22 protein-coding genes and 2 tRNA genes are annotated in these 22,999 nt (G+C 71.8%); 11 read left to right on the top strand and 13 right to left on the bottom strand.

Annotated features, from left to right (window positions below; all coding sequences use genetic code 11):
• Positions 1-35 precede the first annotated feature (35 nt).
• The gene (locus E7Z54_RS07645) at positions 36-989 is read left to right on the top strand and encodes a pirin family protein (protein ID WP_136432505.1); all 954 of its coding nucleotides are present in this window, start codon (positions 36-38) and stop codon (positions 987-989) included.
• A 9-nt stretch (positions 990-998) separates the two neighbouring features.
• Positions 999-2,888: a penicillin acylase family protein gene (locus E7Z54_RS07640; protein ID WP_136432503.1), complete on the top strand. Its 1,890-nt coding sequence runs from the start codon at positions 999-1,001 to the stop codon at positions 2,886-2,888.
• 1,005 nt (positions 2,889-3,893) lie between these two features.
• On the opposite strand, the gene E7Z54_RS07630 is transcribed toward E7Z54_RS07640, so the two are convergent.
• From E7Z54_RS07630 to E7Z54_RS07600, 7 genes are all read right to left on the bottom strand, one after another.
• Positions 3,894-4,289, bottom strand: coding sequence for a VOC family protein (locus E7Z54_RS07630; protein WP_136432502.1), 396 nt, complete (start codon positions 4,287-4,289; stop codon positions 3,894-3,896).
• A 201-nt stretch (positions 4,290-4,490) separates the two neighbouring features.
• The gene (locus E7Z54_RS07625) at positions 4,491-5,330 is read right to left on the bottom strand and encodes a COG4705 family protein (RefSeq protein ID WP_240769571.1); all 840 of its coding nucleotides are present in this window, start codon (positions 5,328-5,330) and stop codon (positions 4,491-4,493) included.
• A gap of 43 nt (positions 5,331-5,373) precedes the next feature.
• A complete protein-coding gene (locus E7Z54_RS07620; RefSeq protein ID WP_136432500.1) occupies positions 5,374-6,690 on the bottom strand; it encodes a sensor histidine kinase in 1,317 nt (438 codons plus the stop codon).
• Entirely contained in the window at positions 6,687-7,379 is a 693-nt protein-coding gene (locus E7Z54_RS07615; RefSeq protein ID WP_240769570.1) for a response regulator transcription factor, read from the bottom strand. Before E7Z54_RS07615 ends, E7Z54_RS07620 begins: the two co-directional genes overlap by 4 nt.
• Complete coding sequence (locus E7Z54_RS07610) at positions 7,360-7,728, bottom strand: metallopeptidase family protein (RefSeq protein ID WP_136432496.1); 369 nt, start codon at positions 7,726-7,728, stop codon at positions 7,360-7,362. The genes E7Z54_RS07615 and E7Z54_RS07610 overlap by 20 nt, the downstream gene beginning before the upstream one ends.
• Positions 7,728-9,134, bottom strand: a complete 1,407-nt coding sequence (locus E7Z54_RS07605) for a sensor histidine kinase (protein ID WP_136432494.1) — start codon at positions 9,132-9,134, stop codon at positions 7,728-7,730. The genes E7Z54_RS07610 and E7Z54_RS07605 overlap by 1 nt, the downstream gene beginning before the upstream one ends.
• The gene (locus E7Z54_RS07600; RefSeq protein ID WP_136432492.1) at positions 9,127-9,804 is read right to left on the bottom strand and encodes a response regulator transcription factor; all 678 of its coding nucleotides are present in this window, start codon (positions 9,802-9,804) and stop codon (positions 9,127-9,129) included. Before E7Z54_RS07600 ends, E7Z54_RS07605 begins: the two co-directional genes overlap by 8 nt.
• Before the next feature lie 176 nt (positions 9,805-9,980).
• Here E7Z54_RS07600 and E7Z54_RS07595 point away from each other — a divergent pair, with 176 nt between their 5' ends.
• Positions 9,981-10,319, top strand: a complete 339-nt coding sequence (locus E7Z54_RS07595; RefSeq protein ID WP_136432490.1) for a hypothetical protein — start codon at positions 9,981-9,983, stop codon at positions 10,317-10,319.
• Positions 10,320-10,497: 178 nt separating this feature from the next.
• Here the strand turns inward: E7Z54_RS07595 and E7Z54_RS23030 are convergent, their stop codons facing one another.
• From E7Z54_RS23030 to orn, 3 genes are all read right to left on the bottom strand, one after another.
• Positions 10,498-10,671 carry a hypothetical protein gene (locus E7Z54_RS23030; protein ID WP_168798214.1) on the bottom strand — a complete coding sequence of 58 codons (174 nt, stop codon included), beginning with the start codon at positions 10,669-10,671 and terminating at the stop codon, positions 10,498-10,500.
• 62 nt (positions 10,672-10,733) lie between these two features.
• Positions 10,734-10,809: transfer RNA gene (locus E7Z54_RS07590), tRNA-His, on the bottom strand.
• A gap of 47 nt (positions 10,810-10,856) precedes the next feature.
• Positions 10,857-11,513, bottom strand: coding sequence for an oligoribonuclease (orn, locus tag E7Z54_RS07585; RefSeq protein WP_136432488.1), 657 nt, complete (start codon positions 11,511-11,513; stop codon positions 10,857-10,859).
• Positions 11,514-11,594: 81 nt separating this feature from the next.
• On the opposite strand from orn, the gene E7Z54_RS07580 reads away from it, so the two are divergent.
• Genes E7Z54_RS07580 through E7Z54_RS07565 form a run of 4 tightly spaced genes read left to right on the top strand, consistent with a single transcriptional unit; the run spans position 11,595 to position 15,085 of the window.
• Positions 11,595-12,107, top strand: a complete 513-nt coding sequence (locus tag E7Z54_RS07580) for a MauE/DoxX family redox-associated membrane protein (RefSeq protein ID WP_136432486.1) — start codon at positions 11,595-11,597, stop codon at positions 12,105-12,107.
• Positions 12,107-12,853 carry a DsbA family protein gene (locus E7Z54_RS07575; RefSeq protein ID WP_136432484.1) on the top strand — a complete coding sequence of 249 codons (747 nt, stop codon included), beginning with the start codon at positions 12,107-12,109 and terminating at the stop codon, positions 12,851-12,853. Before E7Z54_RS07580 ends, E7Z54_RS07575 begins: the two co-directional genes overlap by 1 nt.
• A 7-nt stretch (positions 12,854-12,860) precedes the next feature.
• Positions 12,861-13,901, top strand: a complete 1,041-nt coding sequence (locus E7Z54_RS07570) for an adenosine deaminase (RefSeq protein WP_136432482.1) — start codon at positions 12,861-12,863, stop codon at positions 13,899-13,901.
• A 17-nt stretch (positions 13,902-13,918) separates the two neighbouring features.
• A complete protein-coding gene (locus E7Z54_RS07565) occupies positions 13,919-15,085 on the top strand; it encodes an acyl-CoA dehydrogenase family protein (protein ID WP_136432480.1) in 1,167 nt (388 codons plus the stop codon).
• Between the two features lie 102 nt (positions 15,086-15,187).
• On the opposite strand, the gene E7Z54_RS07560 is transcribed toward E7Z54_RS07565, so the two are convergent.
• Together E7Z54_RS07560 and E7Z54_RS07555 are read right to left on the bottom strand one after the other, a co-directional pair.
• Positions 15,188-15,838 (bottom strand): hypothetical protein, encoded by a 651-nt coding sequence (locus tag E7Z54_RS07560; protein ID WP_136432478.1) that lies wholly within the window; start codon positions 15,836-15,838, stop codon positions 15,188-15,190.
• Positions 15,839-15,897: 59 nt separating this feature from the next.
• A tRNA-Arg gene (locus tag E7Z54_RS07555) sits at positions 15,898-15,971 on the bottom strand.
• A 66-nt stretch (positions 15,972-16,037) separates the two neighbouring features.
• Between E7Z54_RS07555 and E7Z54_RS07550 the strand changes: the two genes are divergently transcribed.
• Positions 16,038-17,000 (top strand): alpha/beta hydrolase, encoded by a 963-nt coding sequence (locus tag E7Z54_RS07550; RefSeq protein WP_136432476.1) that lies wholly within the window; start codon positions 16,038-16,040, stop codon positions 16,998-17,000.
• A gap of 7 nt (positions 17,001-17,007) precedes the next feature.
• On the opposite strand, the gene E7Z54_RS07545 is transcribed toward E7Z54_RS07550, so the two are convergent.
• Entirely contained in the window at positions 17,008-18,438 is a 1,431-nt protein-coding gene (locus E7Z54_RS07545) for an aminopeptidase P family protein (RefSeq protein WP_240769569.1), read from the bottom strand.
• A gap of 59 nt (positions 18,439-18,497) precedes the next feature.
• Here E7Z54_RS07545 and E7Z54_RS07540 point away from each other — a divergent pair, with 59 nt between their 5' ends.
• From E7Z54_RS07540 to E7Z54_RS07530, 3 genes are read left to right on the top strand one after another with little or no spacing between them, the layout of a single operon-like run.
• A complete protein-coding gene (locus E7Z54_RS07540; protein WP_136432474.1) occupies positions 18,498-19,619 on the top strand; it encodes a PrsW family intramembrane metalloprotease in 1,122 nt (373 codons plus the stop codon).
• The gene (locus E7Z54_RS07535) at positions 19,616-21,373 is read left to right on the top strand and encodes a dynamin family protein (protein ID WP_240769568.1); all 1,758 of its coding nucleotides are present in this window, start codon (positions 19,616-19,618) and stop codon (positions 21,371-21,373) included. The genes E7Z54_RS07540 and E7Z54_RS07535 overlap by 4 nt, the downstream gene beginning before the upstream one ends.
• Positions 21,370-22,965, top strand: a complete 1,596-nt coding sequence (locus E7Z54_RS07530; protein ID WP_240769567.1) for a GTPase — start codon at positions 21,370-21,372, stop codon at positions 22,963-22,965. The genes E7Z54_RS07535 and E7Z54_RS07530 overlap by 4 nt, the downstream gene beginning before the upstream one ends.
• Positions 22,966-22,999: the final 34 nt, after the last annotated feature.

Here is a 22,999-nt window from a genome sequence, read left to right as displayed (position 1 = left end):
CCAGTACTTCTCGTGAAGCTAGGGAGGTGGGCGCGATGCCTGCGATCACCGTCGAGGACCTCACCGTTCTGCCGAGGATCAGGCGACCGGGACTGGGCGACCAGCCGCGTCCGGTCTGGCAGGTGACCACCGCGCCACAGGGGTACGAGGGCGAGGGATTCCCCGTCCGGCGGGCGTTCGCCGGCATCGACCTGAAGCAGCTCGACCCGTTCATCATGATGGACCAGATGGGCGAGGTGGAGTATGCGCCCGGAGAGCCGAAGGGCACCTCGTGGCACCCGCACCGCGGCTTCGAGACGGTCACCTACGTGATCGACGGGGTCATAGACCACCAGGACAACCACGGCGGTGGCGGCACGATCACCAACGGCGACACCCAGTGGATGACCGCCGGTTCCGGCATCCTCCACATCGAGGCTCCGCCGGAGTGGCTCGTCCAGCGGGGTGGGCTGTTCCACGGGATCCAGCTCTGGGTGAACCTCCCGCGGGACGCCAAGACCAACGCGCCGCGCTACCAGGACATCGGCTCCGGTGAGGTCCGGCTGCTCTCGACGCCGGACGCCGGTGCGCTGGTGCGGGTGATCGCCGGCTCGGTCGGCGGATACCAGGGCCCCGGCTCCACCTTCACCCCGATGACCCTCGTGCACGCGACGCTCGAGCCCGGCGCTCGGCTGGAGCTGCCGTGGGCCGTGGAGTACAACGCCCTCGCGTACGTCCTCTCCGGCCGCGGCTCGGTCGGGGTGGACGCCCAGCCGGTCGGGATGGGCCAGACTGCCGTGTTCGGCGCCGGTGACTTCCTCACCGTCGAGGCCGACGAGGCCCAGGAGTCACGCTCCCCGAGACTCGAGGTCGTCATCCTCGGCGGCCAGCCGATCCGTGAGTCGCTCGCCTGGGCGGGCCCGTTCGTGATGAACACCAAGGCCGAGGTGATGGCCGCCTACGAGGACTACCAGAAGGGCCGGTTCGGACTGCCGGTGGCGCAGGCCTAGTCTCGGCCCATGGCCCGCATCTACAAGGACGCCTACGGCGTCCCCCACGTGCGGGCCTCCTCGGTCCTCGACCTGGCGCGCGCCCAGGGCGAGGTGACCGCACGCGACCGCACCTGGCAGATGGAGTGGCTGCGACTGCGTGGCCTCGGCGAGACCGCCTCGGTGGTGGCGGACGCGGGCGAGGCCTGGGACGACCTCGCCCGGCGGATGCGAGTCGCCCGGACCGCCCAGCGGGCCCTTGCCTCCTGCTCGCCCGAGACCCGCGCCTTCCTGACCGCGTATGCCGACGGCGTGAACGCCGGCCTGGACTCGGTCGACGCTGAGCAGGTCCCGGAGCTCCGCACCCTCGGCATCCCCGCCGGAGCATGGCAGCCGTGGACCCCGCTGGCGACGTTCCTCGCCCAGCACGTGCTGTTCGGCACCATCGGCACCCGGCTGTGGGAGCGCCTCGCACGCTCGGTCCTCGGCGACGACGCGCGTCACCTGCGGCACGAGGGGCCGCTCACCTCGGGCAGCAACGCATGGGCCGTCGGCGGCGCACGTACGGCGTCCGGGATGCCCCTGATCGGCGGCGACCCGCACCGGAACCTCGAGCAACCCGGTGTCTACCAGCAGGTTCGGCTGGCGTGCGAGGACCCGGACGACTCCTTCGACGTCGTCGGGTTCTCGTTCGTCGGCGTGCCCGGCGTGCAGCACTTCGCGCATGCCGGCGAGGTGGCGTGGGCGATCACCAACGCAGCCGCCGACTACCAGGACGTCGTCGACGTGAGGCCGGGGGACGCGCTGTCCGACGACCTGCTGCGCCTCTCGGACACGCTGGCGGTCCGCACCACGTCCTGGGTGCTGGGTGACCTCGGCTTCGACGCCCTGCTGCCGCTGCTGCGGGCGCGATCGGTCCACGACGTGGACCGCGCCTTCGACGCGTGGGTCGAGCCGGTCAACAACCTGCTCATCGCGGACCGCTCCGGTGCCGTCCGCTACCGGATCGCCGGGAAGGTGCCTGTCCGCGACGCGTCCGGTGGCTGGCAGGGGTGGCTGGCTGACCCCCACCGGGTGGACGCCGGACCCGACGAGGAGCTGGTCACGGCCAACGAGCGCCGCGGACCGGAGAGCGAGCGGATCGGATCGTCCTTCGCGCCGCCCTACCGCGCCGAACGCATCAGGGAGCTGCTCGCAGGCCGCTCCGGTCTCACGACCGCCGACTTCTCCGAGATCCACAACGACACGCTGCTCAAGAGTGCGTCGGTCCTCACGGAGCTCGTGCCCGGGGCGTTCGACGAGTTCGACGGCTTCATGGCTGCCGACTCGGCAGCGGCCGCGCGGTTCGCGGCCTGGCGCTCCGCCCTGGTACGACGGCTGGTGGACGAGCCCGTCTTCGCCGGCCTCGTGGATCCCTCTCCCGAGCACGACCACGGCCCGCTCTTCACCGCCGTGCTCGGGCTCGAGTACCGCCTCGGGCTGGCCCTTGCGACGCTGGCGAGTGAGGCGCTGGCCGGGCGGCCGCCGTACGGCATCGACCTGTTCGCCCACGCGAAGGCCGCGCTCGCGGACGTGGAGGCGGGCGAGATCCCGGCCACGTGGGGGGACACGCACGTGGCGCAGCCGGTGCACGCGCTTGTCGACTTCGATGCCGGCATCCCGTCACTGCCCGTCTCCGGCGACCAGGACACCGTGCGCACGATGGGGTCCTACCCGGCGATCAGCGACGCCGCCACCCGCGGATCCGTCGCCCGCTACGTCTGGGACCTGGCCGACCGGCAGGCCGGGGGATGGGTGGTGCCGACCGGCGCCTCGGGGCTGCCCGGCGCGCACTACGTCGACCAGCTCGAGCCGTGGGTCGAGGGCCGGCTGCTGCCGATCGTCACCGACTGGGAGCTGCTCACCGAGGAGTCGCGATGAGCGGGCTTCCCGCGTACATCGACGAGCACACCCTCACGATCCCGGCGAGCCGGGAGCGCGTCTGGGAGGTGCTGCGGCGCTACGTCGCCGGACTCGGCGTCCCCCAGCACCGGGCGCTGGCACGGCCGGCGCGGCTCCTTTGGGCGCCTGAGCCGGCATCGGGCTTCGGGATCTCCGTCGAGCGGCCTCGCGAGGAGATCGTGCTGGAGGGCCGGCACCGGTTCTCGCGCTATCGCCTGGCGTTCGAGCTCGAGGACGGACCGGGTGGCGCGACGACCCTGACGGCGCGGTCGTTCGGCGACTTCCCGGGTCCTCACGGTCGCCTCTACCGGGCCCTCGTGGTCGGGTCCCGCGGCGGTTCCTGGCCGGTCGACCTCGGAGCAGGGCCGACATCGCGACCAGACCGAGTCCCGCTACGACCAGAGCGACCGGACCGGGCCACCACGGACCGAAGCCATCGAGCCACGCCGGACCGTCCGGCTCGTCGATGGCGTAGCTCGAGTCGGGCCGACCGTTGTCGTGGGGTGAGGCGGGTTGGGCGTTGCAGGAGACGCTCACCCTGGCGCTCGCGCTCCGTCCCTCCGCGAAGCCCAGGTAGGGGACGGCGCCTGCGCCCCGTACCCAGCCCTCTGAGGTCACGTCGTCGAGCGGGATGCTCTCCCCAGAGGGCAGCGCGACGACTGAGCACTTCGGAGTCTCGTGGAAGTGCATCTTCCACAGGATGAAGGTCTCGTCAGCGCCGACGGTCACCACATGCGGCTCTCCGCCGCCCGAGAACTGCGCGTCAGCGGGCCAGTACCGATAGCCCATCGCGTCCACCCAGAGGAACATGCCGGTCAGGAGTCCGGCGATGATCAGCAGCGCCGCCCCGACATACCCCCGTAATGTCGCGCCATCCATCAACCCGCTCCTCGCAACCCGACAGGCAGCCCGAGCGGCACTGCACCTGCTCGTAGACGCGCTGAGTGTGCCAGTCCCGAGCCGGTTGTGCTGGAGTATCCGTGCTCAGCGCGTGGGTCCCGACAGCCCGACGACAACGCCGCCCGGCGCCTGGACGACCGCGATCCGCACACCAGGCATCACGTCATGCGGCTCCGCCAGTGACGTCGCACCGGCGGCCAGAGCCGCCGCGTAGGGCGCGTCGGTGTCATCGACGTGCACCGTCGGTGTGGCGCCCGGGGACTCGCCCTCGGCGGTCCTCCGGATCCCGCCGCCGCCTTGGGCGGAGTATGCGAACAGGTGGTAGTCACCCGCGGGGCTCGCGAACACCGGCTGGAAGGTCCACCGGAACACCTCGGCGCACCATTCCCGGGTGGCTTCCGGCTCGCTGCTGGCGAGCTCGGTGTGGGTGATGTGGCCGTGGAGGCCGGGGGTGTAGTCGTGCGTACGGTCGTCTGTCACGGCCCCTCCTCGGGACTCGGGCATCTGTTCATGATGACGATGACCGGGATCGCCGATCAGAGTCATCGGTCCTCGACGACCGGCCGGCGTGGCCGGTCGGGCCGGCAGCGGACGGCTCCGTCGTTCGAGAGGCTCCTCGGCCGAGACGGGCGTGCCCTCCCAGGACGTCCTGGGAGGGCACGCCCCGGTGGGCGGACGATGTCAGCCGACCGGCTCAGGCACGACGTCCTCGACCCGACGGTCGGCCCGTCGCTGCTCCACCGTGAACCATGCGACCGCCCCGATGATGACCGTCAGGAAGAGGGCGCTGGTCCCGTTCGTGCCCAGGCCCAGCCCGCCGTCGGCCGGGGCCGCGGTCAGGAAGTCGCCCGCGGAGGCGCCGAACGGTCGGGTCAGCACGTACGCCGCCCAGAAGGCCAGCACGGGGTTGAGCCCACCCTGGGCGTACGCCAGGGCGATGATCGCGATCAGCAGGCCGAAGAGACCGGCCGAGGGCAGGTAGCCCAGCGCCAGCTTCTCGGCGACGAGGTCGCCGGCAGAGGTTCCCAGAGCGAAGGTGCACAGGATCGCGAGCCAGTAGAAGGTCTCACGTCGCCGGGTGACGATGGTGTGGATCGACAGCGTGCGCTCGGAGCGCCACCAGGCGACGAACGTGGCCGCGAGCGCCGCCGAGAAGGCGATCGTGGTGGTCCAGAGGCTGACGCCGAAGTTGTCCACCAGGTTGTCGGTGATCAACGTGCCGACCACGCTGACCAGCACGACGGCCAGCCAGTAGACGGCCGGGACGTACCGCCGCGCACGGAACTGCGCCACGAGCACGACGGCCATCAGCGCGGCCATCAGCAGCGAGGTGGTCGTCAGGCTGAGGCCGACGTTCGCGGCGAGGAAGTCCGCTGCCGTCTCGCCGACCGTGGTGGACATGATCTTGACGACCCAGAAGAGGAGCACCACCTCCGGGACCTTGTTGAGCATCGACCCGGTGAGGGGGGAAGCCGACGGTTGCTGGTGGGTGACGGTGTCTGGTGAGGTGTTCTGACTCATGGCCCCGAGGATCCTGGTGGCCACCTGCCAACGACCTGACCGGCTAGGCGCTGGGCAGACGCACGGTGAAGACGGTCGGGTTGCGGCTGGTGAGCTCCAGCTCGCCGCCCACGCTGCGGGCCACCCTGCGGGCGATGGCCAGGCCCAGCCCGGCTCCGGAGCCGGACGTGGTGCCCGGTTCGAAGATGTCGTCCAGGCCCTCGGGGATCCCGGGTCCGTCGTCCGCGATGAGCAGCCGCACCCCGTGACCGTCCGCCGTGCTCGACGTGACCGTCACTGTCGCTCGGGCGAAGCGTGCCGCGTTCTCCACGACCGGGGCGACGGCTCGCAGGACGAGGTCGCGCGGGGCGCCGACCCGGTCGTCGTCGATGTCGACGGCGAACGACCCCCGACCGGCTGACAGCGAACAGACGACCTCGTCCACGACCTCGACCAGCGAGCACGAGGCCGCCGCCAGCAGCGTGACGTCGGAACGGGCGAGCTCCAGCAGCGTTTCGATGGTGGCCGCCATCCGGCGGGCGGCGACCGAGATCTCCTCCAGGTCCTCGCGCGCGGAGACGGGGAGCTCCTCGCGCATCAGCACCAGGTCGGCCGTGCCCTGGACGGCGGTGAGCGGCGTCCGCAGCTCGTGGGCGAGCTCGGAGGTGAGTCGCTGCTCGGAGGAGATCGCCATCGAGACCTTGTCGAGGAGAGTGTCCAGGGTGGCGGCGAGCGAGGTGATCTCGTTGGTCGGCGGTCCGAGGTCGAAGCGTCGGGCCAGGTCGTGCTCGCTCCACTCGGCAGCGGTCGTCGCGAGGACCCCCACCGGACGCAGGGCGCGCGTCGTCACCCACGCCGCGATCGCGGCTGCGGCACCCGTCGCCAGGAGCCCGGTCACCAGGCTGACGATCAGGGCGTAGCGCTCGGCCTGCTCGTAGGGGGCCAGCCGCTCGGAGACGACCACGACTCCACGGCTGCCCGAGTCGGTCGCGAACGGCTCGGCGATCAGCCGGATCTCGTCGTCGATGTCGCGGTACTCGCGGCGGTCGGTCGTGCCGAGCGCGTCGTACTCCCGCTGGAGGCCGCGAGTGGCGGTGCCGGTGACCTGCCGCCCCTGGTCGTCGTAGACCACGACCCCGGCGTCGAGGTCGGCGTCCGGCACGACCAGCCGGTCCCCGGTCGAGGTGGCGACGGCCGAGCTGGCCACCGCGTCGGCGCGATCCTCGAGGAGCGCATCCACGTTCCGCCGGGTCAGGTCGGCGAGGAGCAGTTGCAGGACCAGGGTCAGCAGGGCCATGGCGAACGCGGTGACGCACGCGGTGAGAACGATGATCTGGCTGCGGAAGGACCCGAGTCCCAAGGAGCCCAGTCGTGGCCTCACGTCAGCCGGAACCCGACGCCGCGGACCGTCTCCAGCGTGACCGGCGAGTCGATCGCGGCGAGCTTGACCCGGACGCGGCGGATGAACGAGTCGACCGTGTTCTCGCTGACGATCGAGCCGTCGGGCCAGGCGGCCGCCACGACCGCTCGTCGTCGTACGACCTCACCAGGTCGGGAGGTGATGGCGGCGAGCATCCGGAACTCCGTCGGCGTCAGCAGCGCCTCCGCCGTCGCCGAGCGGACCGAGTGCCGGGTGGGGTCCAGCAGAAGGCCGGCCGGGCGTGGAAGCGCTGGCCTGCCGCGCCTGCCGAGAGCCTCGATCCGCGCGATCAGCTCCTTGACGTCGAACGGCTTCGGGACGTAGTCGTCGCCACCCGCGCTGAAGCCGGAGAGGCGGTCGTGCACGGCCCCGAGGGCGGTCAGGAAGACCACGGGAGCGGACTGGCCGGCCGAGCGCAGCGCCTGGGTGACGTCTCGACCGTCCGAGTCCGGGAGCCCGATGTCCATGACCAGGACGTCGATGGCCTGGTCGGCGCCGAACCGGCGCAGGGCCTCGCCGCCGTCGTGGGCGAGAAGGACCTCGTGGCCGGCGTAGTCGAGGGCATGGGACAGGAGCCGCCGGATCGCAGCATCGTCCTCGCAGACTCCGACCCTCGCGCTCTCACCTCTCCTAGTGCCAACCCAGGTCACGCAACGTGGCCTCACCGAGGCCGACCGCATGTCCGACCTCGTGGCCGAGCACCTTGAGCACTCTGGGTGGCACGTCCTCGGGCCGGCGGCACACGGCCAGGATCGGGATCCGATACAGCGTGATCGTGGACGGTAGCGTGCCGGGGATCCGACCGCCGTGTGCTGTCCACGGGACGCCTCGGAAGACGCCGAGCAGCAGCTGGCCCCGCTGCCGCTCCTCCGCCGGCTGCTCGTCCTCGACCAGGACCGCGATCTCGCGCATCATCGGGAGGACGAACTCCGGGAGGGAGTCGAGCGCCTCCACGACCATCGCCTCGAACTCCTCGATCGGCACCGAGTCCGGGTCCATCACGCGTCTCCTCGCTGCTCAGCCGGTCGCGACTCCGCCCGGTCGCGGGCGATCGAGAGGGTGAAGACGGTGCCCCCCTCGTGGTCGCCGACGACCAGGTCGCCGCCGTGGGCGCGGGCGATCTGCCGAGCGATCGGCAGCCCGAGCCCGGTGCCGCCGCTGTGCCGCGCGCGGCTCCGGTCCAGTCGCACGAAGCGTTCGAAGATGCGGTCTCGGTCCGACACCGGCACGCCGGCTCCGTCGTCGACGACGTCGATCCACGCGGTGGAAGCGTCGGAACCCAGCCTGAGCTCGACCCGCCGCCGGGCGTGCCGCGCTGCGTTGTCGGTGAGGTTGCGCAGGGCGCGCGCCAGATGGTGGTGATCCCCGAGCACCCGGACCGGAGGTGCGCTGACCACGACCTCGGGCAGGCCCGCCCGCTCCAGGCGACCCGCTTCGGACCGCACCAGGTCGTCCAGGTCCACCTCCCGCAGCTGGAGGGCCAGGCCGTGCTCGTCGGACCGGGCGAGCAGCAGCATGTCCGCCACGAGCCGGTCGACCCGGTCCAGCTCCGAGAGCACCTCACTCGAGACCGACGGCCAGTCGGTCACCTCCGGGTGCAGTGCCTGGATCTCGTGAGCCGCGCGGATCGTGGCGAGCGGGCTCCGGAGCTCGTGGGACGCGTCGCCGACGAAGCGCCGCTGCGCCTCGGCTCCCGCCTGCACCCGAGTGAGCATCGAGTTCATGGTGCGCGCGAGCCGGGCGATCTCGTCCCCACCGGCCGGCACAGGGACGCGGGCTGCCAGCGCGGACGTGCCGTCGATCGTCGCGACCTGACGCCGGATCGCCTCCACCGGGGCGAGGGCCCGCCCCGTCAGCCAGTACGACGTCAGCGCGACGGCCAGCAGCACCAGCGGGAGCCCGATCAGGAGCAGCTCACCGACCACCGCGGTGGACTCCTGGACGGTCTCCAGGCTCTGCGCCGCCAGCACCACCATCGGGCCGTCCGGGCCGGTCACTCCGCGAGCGACCACGGCGAAGGTCTCGCCCTCGCCGACGGGCAGGTGGTCGGTGAGCCGGACGGTCACCTCGCCGGGCGCCGGCCTCAGGTCCAGCACGGGGCGCTCGCCCTCGACCGTCGGGCTGGCCGCCACCACTGAGCCGCCACCGTCGAGGACCTGGATCAGGGACTGGTCGCCCCCTCCGCCGATCAGGTCCACGGCCGAGCCCTCCTGGGACACCTGTCCGGCCACGTCGCTCGCCTGCTGGCGCGCGACGTCGGTGAGCGACGCCTGCAGCTGGTGACGCTGGAGGACGACGAAGGCGATCGAGGCGGCGGCCAGCACGAGGGCGACGACCAGCGTCGCGGCCATCGACGTGCGCAGTCGGACCCCGCCGACCCGGGACCGGAGGCGTCGCTCAGCCACCGTTGCCCACCAGCCGGTACCCCGCCCCGCGGACGGTCTCGATGGCCCTGCGCCCGAACGGCTGGTCGATCTTGCGCCGCAGGTAGCCGACGTAGACCTCGACCACGTTGTCGTCGCCGTCGTAGTGGAGGTCCCAGACGCTCTCGAGGATCTCCAGCTTCGAGACCACCTCGCCGCGGTGCCGCATGAGGTAGTGGAGCAGCCCGAACTCACGCGGGGTCAGCGCGATGTCGACTCCTCCGCGCTGCACGGCACGCGAGCGCGGGTCGAGGGTCAGGTCCCCGGCCACCAACGATGCAGGACGCTCGGGGCCGCCTCGACGGATGAGCGAGCGCAGCCTCGCCACCAGGACCACGAACGAGAACGGCTTGGTGAGGTAGTCGTCGGCTCCCAGGTCGAAGGCGTCGACCAGGTCGTACTCGCCGTCCTTGGCGGTCAGCATCAGCACCGGCGTCCAGATGCTCGCCTCCCGGAGCCGGCGGCACACGTCGTAGCCGTTGAGCCGGGGCAGCATGATGTCGAGCACCAGGACGTCGTACGCCGAGTCCTCCGCGGCATGCAGGCCGGTGACACCGTCGTGGGCCACGTCGACGACGAAGCCGTCGGCGACCAGTCCGCGGCGAACGGTCTCGGCGAGCTGGACCTCGTCCTCTACCAACAGAACCCGCACGGTCGCCCTCCCCATTCTTCGAACAGTCCTCTTCGATGCTCCCCCTCGCGGCTGAGAGGGCGCTGTGACGCGACGTCGGCTGTGGGCCTCTCAGGGACGCTCAGCGTCCTCACAGCCCCTTCCTCGCAGGCTGACACCGTCAGTCCGCACCGTGCGGTCGACGAAGGGAGCAGATCATGGGAAGCATCAGGCGCAACGCGGCGCTGATCGCCGCCGCAGCGGTGGTCGGGAGCCTGGGAATCGGCGGGGTGATGGCCGCCCAGGCCGACAGCAACACCCACGCACCGGCCAGCTCGTCGGTGGTCCAGTCGGGGTCGAACGGGGCCGAGGAGAAGGCGGACGGTCCGGACCAGGGTCCCGACGCCAACCCGAACGAGCCCGGTCACCAGGACGCCGACGAGAGCGGCGAGGCGGAGGGGGCCGCGGAGACCGCGGACGGTCCGGACCAGGGGGTGGACGCCAACCCGCACCTGCCGGGTCACCAGGACGCCAACGAGAGCGGCGAGGCCAACTAGTCGCGCCTCGGCGGCTGCGGTGTCAGATGCGCCGGGGCGGAGCTACCACGTGCGTGGCTCCGCCCCGGCGCTCGTCGTGGCTGGTACCGACTGCAGGATGGATGGTGCACGGCAGTAGTGGTCATGGGCCCACCGTGCGCCCGCCCACCTGCCACGAACCTGACCGGCGTACGGCGGCTCAGTAGTCGGGCGCGTCCTGGTTCTCGTCCTCGCCCGGCGTGGTCTCGGAGCTGTCGTCGACCGGGTCGTTCTGGACCGAGTCGCCGTCGCTGCCGCAGGCGCCGAGCGTGACGGCCGCCAGCAGCGCGACGCCGGCGGCGGTCGGCCGGAGATGGCTGCGGTTGATGGTCATGCTGTGGCGGTACCCCGTAAAAACAGGTGCAGCCGGACTCCGAGGAGTCCGGCTGCAACCCTTGGGGTGAGTAACGGGACTTGAACCCGCGACATCCGCGACCACAACGCGGCGCTCTACCAGCTGAGCTATACCCACCATCGGCCTTTCGGCCGGGGACGAGTGTAGTGGCTACCCGGACCTAACTAGGAATCGGTGCCCTCGATGGGCGTCTCGGCCGCCTCCGGCGGCAGGCCGAGCCCGGTGATCGAGCCGCCGTGCCGGGTGGCGGCCTCCTTCGCCGCGTCCGAGTCCGGGCCGGGAAGCGGCACGAAGATGGTGTCGCGGTAGTACCGCAGCTCCTCGATGCTCTCCTGGATGTCGGCGAGGGCCCGGTGGTTGCCGCGCTTGGTGGGGGAGTTGAAGTACGCCTTGGGGTACCAGCGCCGTGCCAGCTCCTTGATCGAGGAGACGTCGACGATCCGGTAGTGCAGGAACGCGTCCAGCCGCGGCATGTCGCGGGCCACGAAACCGCGGTCGGTGGCGACCGAGTTGCCCGCGAGCGGCGGCCGGCTGTCCTTGGGGCAGTGCTCGGCCAGATAGGCCATCACCTGCTCCTCGGCCTCCTGCAGGGTCACCCCCTGCTCGAGCTGGTCGAGCAGGCCCGACGTCTCGTGCATGGTGCGGACGAACTCGATCATCTGCGCGAGCGCCTCGGCAGGCGGCTTGATGACGATGTCGATGCCCTCGCCGAGCACGTTCAGGTCGAAGTCGGTCACCAGGGCGGCCACCTCGATCAGTGCGTCGTTCACGAGGTCGAGCCCCGTCATCTCGCAGTCGATCCAGACCAGTCGTTCGTTCACGAAGGTGCACCCTACGCCGTACCTCCGTCACCGGCGGCGGCTCTCAGGAGTCGCTCAGCGGGGGCCACTAGCCTCGGAGGCGTGAACGGGGCACTGGCATGGGTCGGTCTGCTCGCCCGGCTGGTGACGGGCGGCGTGTGGATCCTCGCCGGCGGGCTGAAGATCACCGAGCCCCAGGCGAGCATCGCCGCCGTCCGGGCCTACGAGCTGCTCCCGTCGTCCGCCGCCGAGGTGGTGGGTCTGGCGCTGCCGGCGATCGAGGTCGTCGTCGGTCTCGCGCTGGTCGTCGGGGTGTTCACCCGCGCCGCCGCGACGGTGTCCGTGCTGCTGTTCTCGGCGTTCATCGTCGGGATCGCCTCTGTCTGGGCGCGCGGCATCGAGATCGACTGCGGCTGCTTCGGCGGCGGCGGCGCCGAGGCCGGCGCCTCGTCGGACTACCCGTGGGAGATCGCCCGCGATGCCGCCCTGCTGGCCGCCTCGCTGCTCGTCGTGCTCGTACGACGAACGCGGTTCGCGCTGGATTCCGTACTGTTCGACCACCGCCCCGGCGACCGCGTCGGCGCCGCTGTGGGTCCCGAAGAAGGAGAGAACTGATGTCGTCGAGCTCGAAGGCGGCCCTGCGAGCGCAGAAGGCTGCTGAGATGCGGGCAGCCCAGGAGCGGCAGGAGCGCCGGCGCCGCCTGCTGACGATCGGTGGCGCCGCCGTGGCGATGCTGCTGCTGGTCGGCGGCATCATCGCCTTCAGCGTCTGGCAGCAGAACCAGAGCGAGAAGGACCTCGAGGCTGCCGCGGGCCAGCCCAGCGACTACGGCGTCGCGATCGGACCCGAGGACGCACCGCACACCGTGGTGATCTACGAGGACTTCCTGTGCCCGTACTGCGGCGAGCTCGAGGCGGCCACCCGCGAGGACCTGGCGAGCCTCGCCGCCGACGGCAAGGTGCGCGTGGAGTACCGACCGTTCGACCTGCTGAGCGCCAGCTTCGGCGACTACCCGATCCGGGCGACCAACGCGTTCGCGGTGGTGCTCGAGAAGTCCGGACCAGAGGTCGCCAAGAGGCTGCACGACCTGCTCTACGAGCACCAGCCCCCGGAGTCGGACCCCGACTCGGTGACCGACGACGACCTGGTCGAGCTGGCCGTCGAGGCGGGGGCCACCGAGACCGACGTGCGTGACGGCATCGAGAGCCTCGCCCAGGAGGCGTGGGTCGAGCAGGCCACGGCGGAGGCCAAGAAGGCCGGCGTCACCGGCACGCCGACGGTCCTGCTCGACGGGCAGGTGTTCGACGACGGCCGCAACGTCGACGATCTGGCGGCCAACCTGATCGCGCAGGTCGAGTGAGGTGAGGATGAGGGACTTCATCGCGACCCTGCCCAAGGCCGAGCTGCACGTCCACCACGTCGGGTCCGCTTCTCCACGGATCGTCTCGGAGCTGGCCGAGCGGCACCCCGGGACGGTGCCGTCCGACCCGGAGCGGCTCAGGGACTTCTTCGCGTTCCGCGACTTCGCCCACTTCGTCGAGGTCTACCTCGCGGTCGTCGACCTGGTCAGGACGCCGGCGGACGTGCGGTACCTGACCTACGAGATCGGTCGCGAGCTCGCGATCGGCCAGGCGGTCCGCTACGCGGAGCTGACGTGCACGCCGTACACCTCGGTGCTGCCGGGGCACCACGACCGGGGGATGCCGATCGAGGCGTACACCGAGGCGATCGAGGACGCGCGGGTCTCGGCCGAGCGTGACTTCGGGATCGTGCTGCGGTGGATCTACGACATCCCCGGCGAGGCGGGCCTGCCGGCGGCCGACGCCACCGTGGAGTTCGCGCTCCGGCACCGGCCCGAGGGACTGATCGGGTTCGGGCTCGGTGGGCCGGAGATCGGCGTTCCGCGTGAGCAGTTCAAGCCGCACTTCGACGCCGCTCGCGCCGCAGGGCTGCGATCGGTGCCGCACGCCGGCGAGACCACCGGACCGGAGACGATCTGGGCGTCGATCCGGGAGCTGGGCGCGGAGCGGATCGGGCACGGCACCTCCGCCGCCCAGGACCCGGAGCTGCTGGCCTACCTCGCCGAGCACCGGATCCCGCTCGAGGTGTGTCCCTCCTCCAACGTGGCGACCCGGGCGGTCGCCTCGCTCGAGGAGCACCCGCTGCCGCGCTTCGTCGACGCCGGAGTGGTCGTGACCATCAACTCCGACGACCCGCCGATGTTCGGGACGACGCTGAACCGCGAGTACGAGATCGCGGCGGACCTGCTCGCCCTCGACGAGGCCGGGGTGGCCGAGCTCGCCCGGGCCGCCGTGCGAGCGTCGTTCGCGCCGGACGACGTCACGGGCCGGATCCTCCAGGAGATCGACGACCACGCGGTCGATCAGTCCGACCTGGTCGCCGACTAGAGGAACCAGGAGATCCCATGCCGTCCACGCCGCTCGGCCTCTTCGACACCGACTCGCTGATCGAGGAGGAGGACCGGGCCATCCGCGACACGGTCCGCAGGTTCGTCGAGTCGCGACTCAAGCCGCACCTGGCGGAGTGGTACGAGGCCGGGCAGGTGCCGGTTCGTGAGCTGACCCGCGAGCTCGGCGGCCTGGGACTGCTGGGCATGCACCTGGAGGGCTACGGCTGTGCCGGCACGACGGCGACGTCGTACGGCCTGGCCTGCATGGAGCTGGAGGCCGGCGACTCGGGTCTGCGCTCCCTGGTCTCGGTGCAGGGCTCGCTGGCCATGTTCGCGATCTGGCAGCACGGCTCGGAGGAGCAGCGGCAGGAGTGGCTGCCGCGGATGGCGGCGGGGGAGGCGATCGGCTGCTTCGGCCTGACCGAGCCGGACTTCGGGTCGAACCCGGGGGGCATGCGGACGCGCGCCCGGAGGCACGGCGACGACTGGGTGCTCAGCGGCAACAAGATGTGGATCACCAACGGCTCGGTCGCCGACGTCGCGGTGGTCTGGGCGCAGACCGAGGAGGGCGTCCGTGGCTTCGTCGTGCCGACCGACACGCCGGGGTTCTCCGCCTCCGAGATCACGAGGAAGATGTCGCTGCGCGCCTCGGTCACCGCGGAGCTGGCACTCGACGAGGTCCGGCTCCCGGCCCCGGCCATGCTGCCCGGCGCGCGTGGCCTCTCCGGCCCGCTCTCGTGCCTGAGCGAGGCCAGGTTCGGCATCGTGTTCGGCGCCCTCGGCGCGGCCCGCGACTGCCTCGAGACCACGATCGCCTACGCCGGCGACCGGGAGATCTTCGACAAGCCGCTCGCCGCCTTCCAGCTCACCCAGGCGAAGCTGGCCGACATGGCGCTCGAGCTCGGCAAGGGCATGCTGCTGGCGCTGCACCTCGGCCGGCTCAAGGACCAGGGCCGGCTGACGCCCGAGCAGGTCAGCCTCGGCAAGCTCAACAACGTGCGCGAGGCGATCGCGATCGCGCGGGAGTGCCGCACCCTGCTCGGCGCAGCGGGCATCACGCTGGAGTATCCGCTGATGCGGCACGCCAACAACCTCGAGTCGGTGCTCACCTACGAGGGCACCAGCGAGGTGCACCAGCTGGTGATCGGCCAGGCTCTCACGGGGCACTCGGCGTTCCGCTGACCGAGAGAATGATCAGGCCCCGCGGAGCTCATACTCCCGCGGGGCCAGTCCCTTTGTAGGACCGATCTCTCCTCGGCTCGGGGAGGCGCGCCGACACCCCGCTCACCTCGCCCGACGGGAGGCGCGGGCCGTCGCGTAGGACCGCTCGCGCAGCCGCTCGACCCAGGTGTACTGCGCCAGCCCCGGCAGCGTGTTGAGGACCGGGTCGAACGAGACCTCGTCCTGCTGCGGCAGCGGATCGTCCAGGGTGAGCTCACCCAGGGCGTGCCAGCCTCTGCCCACCGGCGCCCAGCACAGCTCGTACCCGCGTTCGTCGATCGGGCGGGCACCGATCACGACGGGTCCCACCGGGCTCTTGTAGGGGAGCAGGGTGGTCATCGGCCAGTCGGGGTTCCAGGACGGCATCAACAGGTGCCGCGTGAGCGGGTCCCATCCCGTCGTGGCGAGCAGGACGTCGCCGTACCGGGTCTGTCCCTTGCGCATCCGGAGGGCGAGCCCGTGCACGTCCGGGATCGGGCCGGGCAGGCCGATCGCGCGCGAGACACGGACCAGCACCTCGTCCTCACCGGGCTGGTCGAACCAGGGCACGCCATGCGCCTCGTCGGACCCGTGCCGCACCAGGCGGCCGGCGAACAGCTCGCCCTCGGGGTGCAGCGGCTTGTCGCTGTGCCGGACCGCGGCGAGGCCGCTGGTGATCTTCGAGAGGACACGCCCGGCGGCGTCAGCTGCGGTGGTGATCACGAGGTTGGCCATGTGCAGCGCGGTACCCCATCGGGTGGGCGCGATAACGGTCGGCAACGTGTCGGGCAGAGCACCCCCGGCAGGATTCGAACCTGCGGCCAAGAACTTAGAAGGTTCCTGCTCTATCCAGCTGAGCTACGGGGGCAAGGACGGCAGCCAGTATCCCATCCGCGCCGGGTTGGCCGCACCGAGACGTCGTACGCTGCGAAGAGTGCGCCCGCACCACCTGCTCGACCCCGACCTGCTCGCCTTCGTGGAGGCGCTGCCGCCGTCCGACATGGACGAGCCGGCCCTCGCCGAGACCAGGGCGCTGCTCGGCCGGCTGATCGCGTCGATCCCGCTCGAGCACCCCGGCTGCGAGGTCACTCGGACGAGGGCGGCCTCCCGCCACGAGGAGTACGACGTCCCGCTGGTGGTCGTCCGCCCTCGGCCCGTCCGAGACGACGGCGTGCCCGGGACCGCCGTCGTGTGGATGCACGGTGGCGGCTACCTGGCGGGCCAGGCCGAGCAGGACGTCCCGCTGCTGGCGGACCTGGCCGCGGAGCTCGGCGTCGTGGGCGTGTCGGTGGACTACCGGCTGGCCCCCGAGCATCCACACCCGGCGCCGGTCGAGGACGCCTACGCCGGGCTCGCGTGGGTCCACGAGCACGCCGAGGAGCTGGGCATCGACCGCGACCGGGTGATCGTGGCCGGCGAGAGCGCGGGCGGGGGACTGGCCGCGGCGCTCAGCACGCTGGCCCGCGACCGAGCCGAGCTCCCGATCGCCAAACAGCTGCTGGTCTACCCGATGCTGGACGACCGCACGGCCCGCCCCGACGCCGAACTCAGCCCGTTCGCGGGGCAGCTCCTGTGGACACCGGCCTCGAACCGCTTCGGCTGGCGCTCGCTGCTCGGCGAGGAGCCCGGCGCGCCGGGGATCTCGCCGTACGCCTCGCCCGCACGCGCGGAGGACCTGCACGGCCTGCCACCGACCTACCTCGAGGTGGGCGAGCTCGACCTGTTCGTCGACGAGGACGTCGCCTACGGCCACCGGCTCATCAAGGCCGGGGTGCCGACCGAGCTGCACGTGATCGCCGGTGCCGTGCACGGCTACAACCACGCAGGCGACCTGCCGATCTGCCGGGATCACCGGGCACGGATCCACCGGGCGATCGAGACGGTCGGCGGCGGGTGAGGGGCAGTCAGCCCCGTAGCCGGCCCATCCACTCCTCGATCGCGTCTGGTGTCCGCGGCAGCCCGTCGGACATGTTGCGGATGCCGTCGGAGGTCACCACGACGTCGTCCTCGACCCGGATGCCGATGCCGCGCAGCTCCTCGGGGACGAGCAGGTCGTCGGCCTGGAAGTAGAGGCCCGGCTCGACGGTGAGCACCATGCCCTCGGCGAGGATGCCGTCGCGGTACGAGTCGGGCGCCGCCTGGCCGCAGTCGTGCACGTCCATGCCGAGCATGTGGCTGGTGCCGTGCAGCGTCCAGCGGGCGTAGACCCGGGAGTCGGGGGAGAGTGCCTGCTCGGCCGATACCGGCAGCAGACCCATCTCGCTGAGCCCGTGCGCCAGCACCCCCATCGCCGCGTCGTGGCCGGCGAGGAACCTGGCGCCCGGCCGGAGCGCGACCATCGCGGCCTCCTGCGCCGCCAGCACCAGCTCGTAGAGCTCACGCTGGAGTGGGGAGAAGGAGCCGGAGACGGGCAGGGTCCGGGTCACGTCGGCGGTGTAGAGGTTGTGGCCCTCGACGCCCATGTCGCACAGCACCAGCTCGCCGGGAACGATCGGTCCGGAGTTCTCGATCCAGTGCAGCGTCGTGGCGTGCGACCCGCCGGCGACGATCGAGTCGTAGCCCAGGTCGTTGCCCATCGTCCGGGCACGACGGAAGAAGGTGCCCTCCAGCCAGCGCTCACCGTGCTCGACGACCCGGGACCACTCCCGCGCGCAGTCCTCGAAGCCGAGCAGGGTCGCGTCGACCGCCGCCTGCAGCTCGCGCAGCTCCCACGGATCCTTGACCAGGCGCATCTCCGAGGCGACCCGCGCGAGCTCGCGGTCACGACCCTCGTCCGAGGGCACCAGTGCGTCCACGCCGCCCGACACGCCACGGTGGATCCGCGTCTTGACTCCACCGGTCAGGGCCTCCGGAAGGGCGTCGAGATGCCGCACCGGCAGCCCGAGAGACGCCTCCAGCTCACCCGCGGAGGGTCGCTTGCCCGCCCACAGCGCGCCGTACTGCCGGTCGCGGAAGAACTCGTCGCTGTCGCGGCCCGACCGCGGCCGGGCGTAGAGCACGGACGAGCCGTCGGGCTCGATCACCAGCACCGCGTCGGATGTCTGGTTGCCGCAGAAGTACGTGTGCGCCGTGTCGGCGCGGAACCGGTAGTCGGTGTCGTAGGCGCGGACCTTGTAGCCGCCCGCAGGGAGCACCAGCCGCTCGCCCGGGAACGCCTCGGCGAGCCGGGACCGGCGACCCGCTGCGAGGTCCGCCACCGGATGCCGCGGTAGGTCGGCCTCGTGGTCGTCCCACCCGGTCCGCATGAACGCCGCGTACGCCTCCGGCACGGCCGGATCGTGCTGCTCGGTCTTGAGCTCCGTCTCCGGGGTCTGCAGGGGGGTGTCTTCAGTCACCCTTCCCACTCTACGCGGCGATCCGGGCCACACGACGCGCTCCCGATAGGCTTCCCCCCATGTCAACCGCGCCCCGCGACAGCGTCGCCTTCACGGTCGTGGTGACCGTGGCGGTGATCCTCGGGGCTCTGGCGACGCTCCTCGTGCTGGCGCTCAGCGGCGCCCCGGGCATCACGCTGCTCGCGACCGGCCTGGCCGCCCTGCCGGTCGGACCGGTGCTGGCGGCCTATCTGTGGCTGGACCGCTACGAGCCCGAGCCGAAGCGCAACCTGCTGCTCGGCCTGCTCTGGGGTGCGTTCGTCGCGACCGTCGCCGCCGTGGTGGTCCAGGGTCTCGGCGGGCTGGTCGTGGGGTGGGGCGACACCACCTCACTGGCGATCGTCGCGCCGATCACCGAGGAAGCCTGCAAGGGACTCTTCCTCCTGCTGCTGCTCCTCTGGCGACGCGCCGAGCTCGACGGCATCCTCGACGGCCTCGTCTACGCGGGCATGGTCGGCATCGGGTTCGCCTTCACCGAGAACATCCTCTACCTCGCCGCGGCCTACAACGGCACCGACGGCCTCGGGCCGGGCGGCGTCGAGGCGGTCACCACCACCTTCGTGCTGCGCTGCGTGTTCAGCCCGTTCGCACACCCTCTCTTCACCGCGTTCCTCGGCGTCGGGATCGGCCTCGCGGTCACCGCCCGCTCCCGCGGGGTGCGGTTCACGGCACCGGTGCTGGGCTACCTCGCCGCCGTCCTCGCGCACGCGCTGTGGAACGGCTCGACCGTGCACGGCTTCGGCAGCTTCGTCCTCGTCTACGTCGTGATCATGGCGCCCGCACTGATCGCCATGGTCGGCCTCGCGTACTGGGCCCGTGAGACCGAGGCACACGTGCTGCGCACGGCGCTCACCGACGCGGCCCGACGCGAGCTCATCCCGGCCACCGACATCGGCTGGGTCGTCGATCTGCGCGCCCGCCGCCAGGCCCGCCGGTACGCCCGCGACGTCGGTGGCCCCGAGGCGGAGCGCGCGATGCGCGAGTACCAGCAGGCGGCGATCGAGCTCGGCTACCTGCATCACCGCCTGCTCCGCGGGACCGCTCCCGCGGACTGGCAGCTGCGCGGGCAGGACTTCCTCGGCCGTATCCAGGCGGCCCGGCCCCGCATCGCATTCCCCGGACAGGTGGTACCCCAGCGATGACTCCCGGACACCAGGCCTCGACCGGCGTTGAGCACGCGGGCGACAGCCTCGGCGGCAAGATGCTGACCGAGGTGATCAGGCTGCACAGCGCCCTCAAGAGCGCCCCGCTACCGCTCGACCTGCCGGGCGTCGGCGCGCTCCGGGCCGCCCGTGAGCAGGTGATCGAGCAGCTGGAGGACTACATCATCCCGCGGCTCACCGACCTCGGCGCGCCGCTGCTCGTCGTGGTCGGAGGGTCGACGGGCGCCGGCAAGTCCACCCTCGTCAACACCCTGGTCGGCGAGAAGGTGACCAACCCCGGCCTGCTGCGCCCGACCACGATGTCCCCGGTCCTCGTCCACCATCCCGACGACGGTCAGTGGTTCGGCCCGGAGCGGTTGCTGCCCGACCTCAAGCGGGTGACGGAGCCGACCAACGACCAGCATGCGATCCAGCTCGTGCCGAGCGCGAACGTGCCCAGGGGACTGGCGATCCTCGACGCACCGGACGTCGACTCCGTCGAGACCCGCAACCGTGAGCTCGCGAGCCAGCTGCTCGCGGCGGCAGACCTCTGGCTGTTCGTCACCTCGGCCGCCCGCTACTCCGACCAGGTGCCGTGGGACCACCTCAAGCTCGCCGTCGACCGCAGCACCGCCGTCGCGCTCGTCCTGAGCCGGACTCCGGCCGAGGACGTCGGGACCGTCTCGGTGCACCTGGCCCGGATGATGGCCGCCCGCGGGCTGAAGGACAGCCCGCTGTTCTCCGTCGCCCACGGCACGGTCACCGACGACGGCATGCTGCCGGCGTCGTACGCAGCGGACATTCGGAGCTGGCTCCAGGCGCTGGCCGCGGACGTCGCCGCCCGCCGGGAGATCGTCAACCAGACCGTCGCCGGCGCCGTCCGCACCGTCACCCGCAAGTCGTTCCCGATCGCCGACTCCGCAGCGTTGCAGGTCGAGGCGATCGCCGACCTCCTCGCTCTCGCCGACAGGGTGTACGACGACGCGCAGGCCGCGCTGCTCGCGGCGAGCTCCGACGGGACCCTCCTGCGCGGCGACCTGCTGGCCCGCTGGCAGGAGTTCGTCGGCAGCGGCGAGCTGGTCCGCACGCTCGAGGCGAAGGTCGGCTTCGTCCGTGAGCGGTTGGTCAACGCGATCAAGGGCAAGCCGCAGCAGGCCGAGCGGGTGGGCGTCGCCATAGAGATGGCTCTGGAGACTCTCGTCGCCGACCACTCGGAGCGTGTCGCTGCCGCCGCTGCGGCCGCGTGGCGCGAGAAGGAGTACGGCGACGCGCTGCTGGCCGTGACCCCGAGCGACCTCTCGCGCGCGGGTCGGGGGCTGCGTCGCCGCACCGAGCAGGAGATCCGTGCCTGGCACGAGGAGCTCCAGGATCTCGTGAAGCACGAGGCCGGGGAAGCGCGCCACAGCGCGAGGTTCCTCGCCGTCGGCGTCCGTGGGCTCGCCGTGACCCTTGCGGTGGTCGCTCTCGCGGGCTCGACGCCGTCAGGTCCGGCGGCCGACTCGATTCGGATGGGCAACGGGCTGCTCGAGACGATCCTGGGCCCCGGCGCCGCGGGACGGCTGGTCGATCAGGCGCGTGGGACGCTCGCGCGCCGGCTGACCACGTTGCTGGGCGAGGAGAGGGCTCGGTACCTTTCCCCCGCGGCGCAGTGGCAGCTCAAGCCCGACGCGCCCGACCAACTGCGCCAAGCCGCGCGCCGGGTCGACGACCTGCGGTTCGCCGCTGCGAAGAAGGGAACGGGTGGACACCTGTGACGGAACGTCCTGAGGACGCGGTGCAGGTACCAGGGGACCTTGCGACACGGGGCACGGCGATCGGCGAGCGGGTCAAGGGACTCCGCGACGCCGCGACCGCGGCCCGCGGTCGGATCGACGACGGGCTGCTCGACGACGTCGCTGCCGCCGCCGACAAGGCGACCGCCCGGCTTCGCCTCTCCGCTCGGCACACCGTCGTCGCCATCGCCGGCGCCACCGGGTCCGGCAAGTCCTCGACCTACAACGCACTGACCGGCCTCGAGCTGTCCTCGGTCGGCACCCGTCGTCCCACCACGTCGTGGGCGACCGGCGTCGTCTGGGGAAGTGAGGGCGCCGAGGAGCTGCTGGAGTGGATCGGCATCCCGCCGCGCCACCAGACCATGCGTGACTCCATGCTCGACACGCAGCGCCACGACAAGGAGCTCGACGGCGTCGTCCTGCTCGACCTCCCCGACCACGACTCCACCGAGGTCGCGCACCACCTCGAGGTCGACCGCCTCGTGGCGGTCTCCGACCTGCTGGTCTGGATCCTCGACCCGCAGAAGTACGCCGATGCCGCGGTCCACGACCGCTACTTCAAGCCCCTGGCGACCCATCAGGACGTCATGCTCGTCGCGCTCAACCACATCGACACGGTCCCCGAGGACCGGCGCCAGTCGTTGGTCGACGACGTGAGGCGTCTGCTCGCCGCCGACGGTCTGCCCGACGTCCCCGTGCTGGCGATCTCGGCCAGGGAGGGGATCGGCCTGGAAGACCTGCGGGACGAGATCAAGCGGCGGGTCCAGCACAAGCAGGGCACCACTGCGCGGGTCGAGGCTGACATCGTCGCGGCCGCAGGTCGGCTCGAGGCAGCGGGAGGCACGGCGCCCCCGCGTGAGCTGCCGGTCCAGCGGATCCGCGAGCTCGAGGACGTCGTCGCCGACGCCGCGGGCGTGTCCGCCGTCGTCGAGGGCGTCCAGCGGACCCTGGGCGGCAGGGCACGTCGGGCCGTGGCCTGGCCGCTGTTCGCACCGCTCACCGGACGGAAGGGACAAAGCTCGAACCAGGCGCCCCAGGTCGCGCCGCTCGACCGCGGCATGGTGGACACCGCTGTGCGCCGTGTTGCCGACGATGTGACCGACGGCATGGCTCCCACCTGGGCGGCCAGCATCCAGAAGGTCGCGTCCGCGCGGCTCGTCGGAATCGACGACCGCCTCGACACCGAGCTCGCCGAGGTCGACCTCGAAGAACGGCTGCCCTTCTGGGTCACCCTGGTCCGGACTCTGCAGTGGCTGCTGCTGCTGGCGCTCGTCGGCGGGTTGGCATGGTGGGGCGTCGCCGCGGTCCAGGGCTCTCTCGACGACCTGCCGGCCGTCAGCGGTCTCGCGCTGCCGCCGATCCTGGCCGCCGGAGGACTCGCGCTCGGGCTGCTGCTCGCGCTCGTCGGCAGGCTCGCGGTTCCCGCGGTCGCACGCAGGCGCGCGCAGGCGGCCGACGAGCGGCTGCGCGGGGTCGTGCGGCGCGCCCTCGAGCAGGAGGTCGCCAGGCCGATCAGCGCGGAGCTGACTGCCTACGGCGAGTTCCGCCGCGGGATCACCGCCGCCAGGTCCTAGGGCGACATCCAGCGCCTCATCCGCCCCCGAGAGG

It is taken from the genome of Nocardioides sp. (assembly GCF_004803405.1).
GTDB lineage: Bacteria > Actinomycetota > Actinomycetes > Propionibacteriales > Nocardioidaceae > Nocardioides > Nocardioides vastitatis.
This window is presented reverse-complemented; position numbering and strand designations above follow the sequence as displayed.

Excerpts from the sequence above, each read along its gene's own strand:
- E7Z54_RS07645 (WP_136432505.1), top strand. The coding sequence starts at position 36 with ATGCCTGCGATCACCGTCGAGGACCTCACCGTTCTGCCGAGGATCAGG.
- E7Z54_RS07640 (WP_136432503.1), top strand. The coding sequence starts at position 999 with ATGGCCCGCATCTACAAGGACGCCTACGGCGTCCCCCACGTGCGGGCC.
- E7Z54_RS07625 (WP_240769571.1), bottom strand. The coding sequence starts at position 5,330 with ATGAGTCAGAACACCTCACCAGACACCGTCACCCACCAGCAACCGTCG.
- E7Z54_RS07610 (WP_136432496.1), bottom strand. The coding sequence starts at position 7,728 with ATGGACCCGGACTCGGTGCCGATCGAGGAGTTCGAGGCGATGGTCGTG.
- E7Z54_RS07595 (WP_136432490.1), top strand. The coding sequence starts at position 9,981 with ATGGGAAGCATCAGGCGCAACGCGGCGCTGATCGCCGCCGCAGCGGTG.
- E7Z54_RS23030 (WP_168798214.1), bottom strand. The coding sequence starts at position 10,671 with ATGACCATCAACCGCAGCCATCTCCGGCCGACCGCCGCCGGCGTCGCG.
- E7Z54_RS07575 (WP_136432484.1), top strand. The coding sequence starts at position 12,107 with ATGTCGTCGAGCTCGAAGGCGGCCCTGCGAGCGCAGAAGGCTGCTGAG.
- E7Z54_RS07570 (WP_136432482.1), top strand. The coding sequence starts at position 12,861 with ATGAGGGACTTCATCGCGACCCTGCCCAAGGCCGAGCTGCACGTCCAC.
- E7Z54_RS07565 (WP_136432480.1), top strand. The coding sequence starts at position 13,919 with ATGCCGTCCACGCCGCTCGGCCTCTTCGACACCGACTCGCTGATCGAG.
- E7Z54_RS07560 (WP_136432478.1), bottom strand. The coding sequence starts at position 15,838 with ATGGCCAACCTCGTGATCACCACCGCAGCTGACGCCGCCGGGCGTGTC.
- E7Z54_RS07540 (WP_136432474.1), top strand. The coding sequence starts at position 18,498 with ATGTCAACCGCGCCCCGCGACAGCGTCGCCTTCACGGTCGTGGTGACC.
- E7Z54_RS07535 (WP_240769568.1), top strand. The coding sequence starts at position 19,616 with ATGACTCCCGGACACCAGGCCTCGACCGGCGTTGAGCACGCGGGCGAC.